Source organism: Streptomyces sp. MS191 (assembly GCF_008042125.1).
In the GTDB taxonomy this organism is placed as follows: Bacteria; Actinomycetota; Actinomycetes; order Streptomycetales; family Streptomycetaceae; genus Streptomyces.
The window spans coordinates 187,964-194,674 of record NZ_RDBI01000054.1 but is presented as its reverse complement, the minus strand read 5'-3'; the positions used below and the strand labels follow the sequence as shown (position 1 = coordinate 194,674).

At 72.2% G+C, this 6,711-nt stretch carries 4 protein-coding genes and 1 pseudogene; 1 reads left to right on the top strand and 4 read right to left on the bottom strand.

Annotated elements, in window-relative coordinates:
- Positions 1–190: 190 nt before the first annotated feature.
- Positions 191–1,744 carry a signal recognition particle protein gene (gene ffh / locus EAO71_RS23910; protein ID WP_147979871.1) on the bottom strand — a complete coding sequence of 518 codons (1,554 nt, stop codon included), beginning with the start codon at positions 1,742–1,744 and terminating at the stop codon, positions 191–193.
- A gap of 65 nt (positions 1,745–1,809) precedes the next feature.
- Here ffh and EAO71_RS40090 point away from each other — a divergent pair.
- Positions 1,810–1,906: pseudogene (locus tag EAO71_RS40090) on the top strand (signal recognition particle receptor subunit alpha); the annotation flags it as partial.
- Positions 1,907–2,128: 222 nt separating this feature from the next.
- Here EAO71_RS40090 and EAO71_RS23900 read toward each other — a convergent pair.
- From EAO71_RS23900 to EAO71_RS23890, 3 genes are read right to left on the bottom strand one after another with little or no spacing between them, the layout of a single operon-like run.
- Positions 2,129–4,576, bottom strand: a complete 2,448-nt coding sequence (locus EAO71_RS23900) for a [protein-PII] uridylyltransferase (protein ID WP_147979870.1) — start codon at positions 4,574–4,576, stop codon at positions 2,129–2,131.
- Between the two features lie 24 nt (positions 4,577–4,600).
- Entirely contained in the window at positions 4,601–4,939 is a 339-nt protein-coding gene (locus EAO71_RS23895; protein WP_069170469.1) for a P-II family nitrogen regulator, read from the bottom strand.
- Entirely contained in the window at positions 4,936–6,282 is a 1,347-nt protein-coding gene (locus EAO71_RS23890; protein ID WP_147979869.1) for an ammonium transporter, read from the bottom strand. Before EAO71_RS23890 ends, EAO71_RS23895 begins: the two co-directional genes overlap by 4 nt.
- Positions 6,283–6,711 lie beyond the last annotated feature (429 nt).

Below are 6,711 nucleotides of genomic sequence, written 5' to 3'. Positions count from 1 at the left end.
GCCCCTTCCGAGCGCCACGGCTGGTCGGTCCGGTCGCGCGGGGGCACGGGGTTGGCCACGCTGCTCTCCTCGGGGCGGCAATGGCCTCAGTATGGGAGAGGCGGATCATCGGGGCATTCCGGGTGATCCGGGCGGACGACGAGGGGCCCGGAGCGGTTCCTCACCGCTCCGGGCCCCTGGTCACCGGGCCTCAGCCCATGAACTTCTTGAACTCGTCGGGGAGCTCGAAGTCCTGGCCGCCCTGGCCGGCGGCGGGCAGTCCGAACGCGCCGCCCGCCTGCGCCTGCTCGCGGCGCTCGGCGGCCGCCTGCTCCTCGGCCTTGCGCTTCATCGGGTTGCCGCTCTTGCGCTTGCCCTTGGCCTGCTTGATCTGCTTCTTCTGCCGTCCGGGGCCGCCGCCCATGCCGGGGATCCCGGGCATGCCGGGCATGCCGCCGCCCTGGGCCATGCGGGACATCATCTTGCGGGCCTCGAAGAAGCGCTCGACCAGGCCCTTGACGGCGCTGACCTCGCTGCCGGAGCCCTTGGCGATACGGGCTCGGCGGGAGCCGTTGATGATCGTGGGGTCCTGGCGCTCGGCCGGGGTCATCGACTTGATGATGGCGGCCGTGCGGTCGACGTCGCGCTCGTCGATGTTGTTGATCTGCTCCTTCATCTGCCCCATGCCGGGGAGCATCCCGAGGAGCTTGCTGATGGAGCCCATCTTGCGGACCTGTTCCATCTGGGCGAGGAAGTCGTCGAGCGTGAACTCCTGGCCCTTCTTGGACGCCAGCTTGGAGGCCATCTTGGCGGCCTCTTCCTGGCTGAAGGTCTGCTCGGCCTTCTCGATGAGCGAGAGCATGTCGCCCATGCCGAGGATGCGGGACGCCATGCGGTCCGGGTGGAACGCGTCGAACTCGTCCAGCTTCTCGCCGTTGGAGGCGAACATGATCTGGCGGCCGGTGACGTGCGCGATGGAGAGCGCGGCACCACCGCGGGCGTCGCCGTCGAGCTTGGAGAGCACGACGCCGTCGAAGCCGACGCCGTCGCGGAAGGCCTCGGCGGTGTTGACCGCGTCCTGACCGATCATGGCGTCGACGACGAAGAGGACCTCGTCGGGGCTGACGGCGTCGCGGATGTCCGCGGCCTGCTGCATCAGCTCCTGGTCGATGCCGAGGCGGCCGGCGGTGTCGACGATCACGACGTCGTACTGCTTGGTCCGCGCGTACTCGACGGAGTCCTTGGCTACCTGGACGGGGTCGCCCACGCCGTTGCCGGGCTGCGGGGCGTAGACGGCGACGCCGGCGCGCTCGGCGACCACGCTGAGCTGGTTGACGGCGTTGGGGCGCTGGAGGTCGCAGGCGACCAGCAGCGGGGAGTGGCCCTGGCCCTTGAGCCAGAGGCCGAGCTTTCCGGCGAGGGTGGTCTTACCGGCACCCTGGAGACCGGCGAGCATGATGACGGTGGGCGCGGTCTTGGCGAACCGCAGGCGCCGGGTCTCGCCGCCGAGGATGCCGACGAGCTCCTCGTTGACGATCTTGATGACCTGCTGGGCGGGGTTCAGCGCCTGGGAGACCTCGGCGCCGGTCGCCCGCTCCTTGACCTGCTTGATGAACGCCCGGACGACGGGCAGGGCGACGTCGGCCTCGAGGAGGGCGATACGGATCTCGCGCGCGGTGGCGTCGATGTCCGCCTCGGACAGGCGCCCCTTGCCGCGGAGGTTCTTGAAAGTCGCTGCAAGGCGGTCGGAGAGGGTGTCGAACACGGCGGTCGCGGATCCTCGGTGTCGGGGGCGGGCGGACGGATTGCCCTCCAGGGTATCGGGTACCGCGCGGGATCCGTATCGCCCTCCTCGAGGCCGACGTCGCCCTGCCCGTCGTCCGGGCGTTCATCAAGCAGGTCAAGGAGCGGGCGACCGCCGCCGAGGATGCCGACGAGCTCCTCGTTGACGATCTTGATGACCTGCTGGGCGGGGTTCAGCGCCTGGGAGACCTCGGCGCCTTCGGTTCGCCAAGACCGCGCCCACCGCCGCCTACCCGCGCCGCCGCGGCGTGACGGCCCCACCACCCCGCGTCACCGTCGCGGCCGGCGACTCCCGCCTCGCCACCGTCATCGAGGTCCGCGCCCAGGACGCCCCCGCTCCCCGTGCTCATCCGCGCAGTGCCGCCTCCAGAGTCTCGGCGACCTTCGTGGCGTCCGTCGTCGTCAGGGGGACGCCGGTGCCGTCCGTCACGTAGAAGGCGTCGACCGCGTTCGCGCCGAGGGTGGAGACGTGGGCGCTGCGGACCCGGACGGCGGCTGCGTCGAGGGCGCGGCCGATGCGGTGCAGGAGGCCGGGGGCGTCCTGGGCGCGGACCTCGATGACGGTGGCGAGGCGGGAGTCGCCGGCCGCGACGGTGACGCGGGGCGGTGGGGCCGTCACGCCGCGGCGGCGCGGGTAGGCGGCCTCGCGTTCGGCGAGCCGGGCGGGGATGTCCAGGGAGCCGTCGAGGGCGCGGACGAGGTCGGCGCGGAGCCGGGCCGCCTGGGGCAGGGAGCCGTACTCGGCGGCGACGCGCCAGCTCAGGACGAGGACGGCGCTCGCGCCGAGCTCGGTGGGGAGTTCGATGGCGCGCAGGTCCATGGCGCGGACGGTCAGCCGGTGCAGGGCGAGGACGCCGGCGGTGGCGGGCAGGACGCCCGGCTGGTCGGGCAGCGCGATGTGGAGTTCGACGCCTACGGGTTCCGGTTCGTCGCCGGGGTTCTCGGCTTCGGCGTGCAGGGAGAGGACGGCCTCCCCGGTGCGCAGGGCCTCGATCGCGAGGCGTTCCTGTTCGGCGCTGGGTGCGGAGGGTTCCGGTTCGGTGGCGGGCTCGCCCGCGAGGACGCCGGCGACGCGTTTGACGAGGTCGGCCACGAGCGAGGCGCGCCAGGTGGACCAGGCGGCGGGGCCGGTGGCCAGGGCGTCGGCCTCGGTGAGGGCGTGGAGGAGTTCCAGGGCGCCGGGGGTGCCGACTGCGGTGGCGACCGCCTGGACGGTCGCGGGGTCGTCGAGGTCGCGTCGGGTGGCGGTCTCGACGAGGAGCAGGTGGTGGCGGACGACGGTGGCGATGACGCCGACGTCGGTGCGGTCGAAGCCGATGCGGGTGGCGACGTCGCGGGCGATGGTCTCGCCGGCGACGGAGTGGTCGCCGGGCCAGCCCTTGCCGATGTCGTGGAGGAGGGCGGCGACGAGGAGGAGGTCGGGCCGGCCGACGCGACGGGTCAGGGACGAGGCCCGTACGGCGGTCTCCACGAGGTGCCGGTCGACGGTCCAGGTGTGAACGGGGTTGCGCTGGGGGCGGCAGCGGACGCGTTCCCAGTCGGGGAGGAGGCGGGTGACGAGCCCTTCGGCCTCCAGGGCCTCCCAGACGGGGACGGCCGGTTCTCCGGCGCCGAGCAGGGTGACGAGTTCCTCGCGGGCCTCCGCGGGCCACGGCACGGGCAGGGGTTTGGCGGTGGCGGCGAGGCGGCGTACGGCGTGCAGGGAGATCGGCAGGCCGGACTGGGCGGCGGCGGCCGCGGCGCGCAGCGGGAGGACGGCGTCGCGTTCGGGTTTGGCGGTGCGGGCGAGGACGACCTCGCCGTCCATCTCGACGACGCCCTCGGCCAGCGGGGTGCGTTCGACGGGTTGTTTCGCGCCGCCGGACCGGCCGCCGAGGAGGGAGCGGAGCCGGGGGCGGCCGGAGCGCGCCTTGAGGACGCGGGTGACCTCGCGCCAGGTGACGTCGGTGGCGTAGGAGATGACGCGTGCGGCTTCGTACACCTCGCGGAGCAGGGTGTCGGCGTCGAGGAGGCCGAGTTCCTGGGCGACGGCGTCCTGTTCCTGGAGGGCGAGGCGGTCGGTGGCGCGGCCGGTGGCGAGGTGGAGGGCGTCGCGGGCGTCGAGGAGGCGGCGGCGGGCGTCGTCGAGGCCCTCGCGGGGGGCGTCGGCGAGCCAGGAGGCGGCGACGGCGCGCAGGACCTGGGCGTCGCGCAGGCCGCCCCTCGCCTCCTTGAGGTCGGGTTCGAGGAGGTACTGGAGCTCCCCCATGCGTTCGGCGCGCTCCCGGCAGAGTTCGTCGAGTTCGGGCAGCCGCTTGGGGGCCTGGTTGCGCCAGTCGGCGAGGACGGTGGTGCGCAGGGCGGTGACGAGTCCGAGGTCGCCGGCGACGTGCCGGGCGTCGAGGAGCCCGAGCTGGACCTTGAGGTCCTCTCCGGCGGTCGTGCGGGCCTCGGCGGGGGTGCGGACGGAGTGGTCGAGGGCGAGGCCGAGGTCCCAGACCGGGTACCAGATGCGGTCCGCGAGGGTGGCGACGGCGCCCGGGTCGGCGGTGCCGTCGTGGAGCAGGAGCAGGTCGAGGTCGCTGCGCGGGGAGAGCTCGCCGCGTCCGTAGCCGCCGACGGCGACGAGCGCCACCCCCCGGGGCGGCCCGGCGGCGGTGAACAGTGCGTTCAGCCAGTCGTCGGTGAGCCGGGCCAGGGCCGCACGGCGCGGCGGCCCGGACCGCGCCTTCTCACCGAGAAGGCGCAGCCGGGCCGCCGCGTAGCCGCTGGGTCCCGAGTCTTCCGCTTGTGTACTCACTTCGACGCTCGTCACCCGGCAGCTCCCTGGTTCGCGTGCTTACAGTGCGTCCGGACCGCGTTCGCCGGTACGGACCCTTACGGCCGTCTCGACGGGCACGCTCCACACCTTGCCGTCACCGATCTTGCCGGTTCGGGCCGCCTTGACCACGACATCGATGAGCTGTTCGGCGTCCTCGTCCTCGACGAGGACCTCGATGCGGATCTTGGGGACGAGGTCGACGGTGTACTCGGCACCGCGGTAGACCTCGGTGTGGCCGCGCTGGCGGCCGTATCCGCTGGCCTCGGTGACCGTGAGGCCCTGGACTCCGAAGGCCTGCAGGGCCTCCTTGATCTCGTCCAGCCGGTGTGGCTTCACGACTGCGGTGATGAGCTTCATGCGTCCACCTTCTTGGTCTCCGGGGCGGCAGGGGCGAGGACGGCGGTGGAGCGCGAGGAGGCGCCGCCGCCGGCTCCGCTGAAGTCGTACGCGGTCTCGGCGTGCTCGACCTGGTCGATGCCGGAGACCTCGTCGTCCTCGCTGACCCGCATGCCCATCGTCTTGTCGATGATCAGTGCGAGGAGCGCGGACGCGATCAGAGAGTAGGCGAGGACCGCGAAGACTCCGATGGCCTGCTTGCCGAGCTGGTCGAGGCCGCCGCCGTAGAAGAGGCCCTTGGCGTCGGACTGGACGCCGCCGGTGGCGAAGAAGCCGACGAGGAGGGAGCCGATGACTCCGCCGACGAGGTGGACGCCGACGACGTCGAGGGAGTCGTCGTAGCCGAACTTGTACTTGAGGCCGACGGCCATGGCGCAGACGAGACCGGCGACGGCGCCGATGGCGATCGCGCCGAGCGGGGAGCAGGAGCCGCCGGAGGGGGTGATGGCGACGAGGCCGGCGACGGCGCCGGAGGCGGCACCGAGGGTGGTGAAGGAGCCGTGGCGGATCTTCTCGTAGAGCAGCCAGGCGAGCATGGCGGCGGCGGTGGCGACCTGGGTGTTGACGAACATCACGGCGCCGACGCCGTCGTCGTTGCCAAGCCAGGATCCGGCGTTGAAGCCGAACCAGCCGAACCACAGGAGGCCGGCGCCGAGCATGACCAGCGGGAGGCTGTGCGGGCGCATCGGGTCCTTCTTGAAGCCGACGCGCTTGCCGATGACCAGGATGACGCCGAGGGCCGCGGCGCCGGCGTTGATGTGGACGGCGGTGCCGCCGGCGAAGTCGATGACGCCCAGCTCGAAGAGCCAGCCGCCGGCGCCCCAGACCCAGTGCGCGACCGGGAAGTAGACGACGGTGACCCAGAGGGTGATGAAGAGGGCCCAGGCGGTGAACTTCACCCGGTCGGCGAGGGCGCCGCTGATCAGGGCGGGGGTGATGATGGCGAACATCAGCTGGAAGACGGCGAAGACGTACACCGGGATGGTGTAGCCGTCCCAGAGTTCGGTGATGCCGATGCCGCTGAGGCCGACGTATTCGGAGGACCAGCCGACGATCGAGCCGGAGTCGGTGCCGAAGGCGATGCTGAAGCCGTAGAGCACCCACAGGATCGTGACGATCCCGAGGCTGATGAAGCTCATCATCAGCATGTTGAGGGTGGACTTGACGCGGACCATTCCTCCGTAGAAGAAGGCCAGCGCCGGGGTCATCAGCATGACCAGGGCGGAGCAGATGAGCATGAACCCGGTGTTCGCGGCAGACAGCTCGGGGGCGTCTGCGGCCAGGGTCGTGATGGCTGGTGCCATCGGCGTCTCCTCGTCGTCGGTACGGCCTGTGCGGGGCGGGGCCGGAGGGCGGCTTGGCCGTGAGGGGTGGCCGGTTATGGCCCAGAGGTTGGCGCAGCGCCGTTTCCGCCGATGCCGCTCGATGTTTCGGCGCAGTGACGAAGGGGTGGGGCGTGTTACGCCGCTGTGAACCCCTGGGTCACGGACATGTAACGGCGGTACCTTCCGGCCCGGGGCGGCCGGGGACGCGGACCGGCCGCGGCAGTCGTCCCTGTGTCCTTGCGGCGGGGGAGCCGAGTCGGGCAGTACGGGAGGGCTGTCGCGGCCGGTCCGCGTCCCCGGCCGCCCCGGGCCGGAAGGTACCGCCGTTACATGTCCGTGACCCAGGGGTTCACAGCGGCGTAACACGCCCCACCCCTTCGTCACTGCGCCGAAACATCGAGCGGCATC